The organism is Protofrankia sp. Cr1 (assembly GCF_963555865.1).
GTDB lineage: Bacteria > Actinomycetota > Actinomycetes > Frankiales > Frankiaceae > Protofrankia.
In genome coordinates this window covers 1-2,101 of the sequence record NZ_CAUVXO010000629.1, presented here as the reverse complement: position 1 = coordinate 2,101, position 2,101 = coordinate 1, and the positions used below count along the sequence as shown (strand labels likewise).

1 protein-coding gene and 1 CRISPR repeat array are annotated in these 2,101 nt (G+C 63.4%); the gene reads left to right on the top strand.

Going from position 1 to position 2,101, the window contains the following annotated elements; all coding sequences use genetic code 11:
- Positions 1–62: 62 nt before the first annotated feature.
- Positions 63–684: a CRISPR direct-repeat array (repeat unit 30 nt; unit sequence GTTTCAATCCCTCCAGGGATGATCACTGAC).
- Between the two features lie 884 nt (positions 685–1,568).
- The gene (locus U9980_RS27020; protein ID WP_416210412.1) at positions 1,569–1,772 is read left to right on the top strand and encodes a helix-turn-helix transcriptional regulator; all 204 of its coding nucleotides are present in this window, start codon (positions 1,569–1,571) and stop codon (positions 1,770–1,772) included.
- Positions 1,773–2,101 lie beyond the last annotated feature (329 nt).

Sequence of the window (2,101 nt, the reverse complement as noted above, 5' to 3'; positions counted from 1 at the left end):
ACGAAAAACGAGCAGGGGGCACGCCAGCGGGCAGCCGGGAGACAGCCTCAGGTTGCTTACAGGTTTCAATCCCTCCAGAGATGATCACTGACTTCCCCCACGGACCAGCATGCCGTCAAAGTCACGTGTTTCAATCCCTCCAGGGATGATCACCGACCGGTGAAGGCCTCCGCGATCCGGTCGAGCCGGCTGAGTTTCAATCCCTCCAGGGATGATCACTGATCCTAGGCAACGTGGTCGACCAGAGGCCCGCGACCTTCGCGTTTCAATCCCTCCAGGGATGATCACTGACCGGGCGGCAGCCACCCGCCTCGCGCCCCAGGTCCCGTTTCAATCCCTCCAGGGATGATCACTGACGGTTGTCGGCCGGAGGGTGAAAGCGTTTTCGCGTGTTTCAATCCCTCCAGGGATGATCACTGACCAGGGCAGTGCCTCATGCCCGCACGGCTGCTCGCGTTTCAATCCCTCCAGGGATGATCACTGACCCTGTACCAGCAACGGGAACGGCGACCGTGAGAGCGGGTTTCAATCCCTCCAGGGATGATCACTGACCAAACGCCAGAGAGATTGCAGACAGGACCGGGTGACGCGTTTCAATCCCTCCAGGGATGATCACTGACAAGGCAATTCTTGCCAGCCTGGAAGCCGATGGGAATTTCAATCCCTCCAGGGATGATCACTGACCCGAAGATAAACTCGCAGGTCACAGGCGGTTTCCGGGGTCGATCCGAAGCCCGTTCTGCAGCGGTCCGGCGGTAGTGCAACGCCGCAGGTCAGAGCCATGATCCCCATCGTAGAGGATCGGGGTTCGGTTGCCCACCTCGGGACCCGACCCCTCACCGCCCATCAGAGACGTAGAACCCCCGTGAAATCGTCCGCCACGGACCCGAATCGTCGGCAGGTATCGCGAGACAGCACCGTCTGTAGGGCAATGGCATACAGTCCGTCGTTTAATCAGCTGCCTGACGGCCACCGACGAAGCGATGCCTCCACGCCCCGAATGGACCCGAGAGCGCGGGCGCCGGCGGGCAACCGGCAGGGCACCGCAGAGATCACAGGGATGGCGTGCCCGCCGCGTGCCCGTAGCGCCGCTTCCGCCCCACAGGCGCTCTGCGCGCCTGTGGGGCGGGTCGACTTGCCACCGGATTTCGTGGTCCTGCTGTGAGGATTGCGGGCACCCAGACGAGGCGGTTCCTCATCTCCCAGTGATCTAGATGCCTGTAGCCAACCGTGTAGCCCAGCCGGCGGACGTCCGCGAACGGTGGCGAACCTCGGCGGAACGAACGCGGAAGTCAACCGGCCTGTACGGACGTCCACAGACATTGGTGGACGAAGTGGACCGACTTTGCAAGGCAGGGGTTAGGGGTTCGATTCCCCTCGTCTCCACTCGCTCGATCATGCTGCTCGCCGACCGCCGTGCGCTCCGTTCCCGGTACGACGGGCATCGTTGCTGGTCGACCCAGGTGTCGTCACGGCCTCGGCGAAGCGGCCTGCCGTATGAAGAGCCTGATCTGGGTCTGCGGTCGCGCGTGGGCAGGCTATCGTCAACGGTTGTGGACGAGCCGCCGATGTTCGTGGGGTCTTCCGACATCGCCGCCGTCCTCGGGGTGACCCGCCAGGCTGTCGACCACCGGATGCGGACCGATCCCCGTGCGCCTGCTCCTGTTGCGGTGGTCAACCGGACTGCGACCTGGGGTGGGACCCGGGTCTGGCGGCGTTCCGACATCGACCGTTGGCTCGGCGGTGCCGACCCCGACCGTTGGACGGTGTAGCCCCGGGTCGACCCGATAAACGGCTGAGAATCATCCGCATGTGGGCCGCGATGACATGCCAGCACGGTTCCCGGACAACCGAACCGGGGGGAATCGAACCGCACCGGGAAGATTATTCAAGTTGTCAGGTGAGCAAACCTTGCTCGATACGGTGCTGCGTGGGATGAAGGTTTGTGGCCCTCTCGGAGTCGCCCGACGGGTGTAGTGTCTCGTGATTCCGCTAACTTTACTTCTTCCCGCCCGTTTTTCATCCCGGCCCACTGCTGGGACAGCTGAATGGCGACCCGCTCGGCGGTGCGGTCGTAGGGGATGCGGACGAGCACGACGAA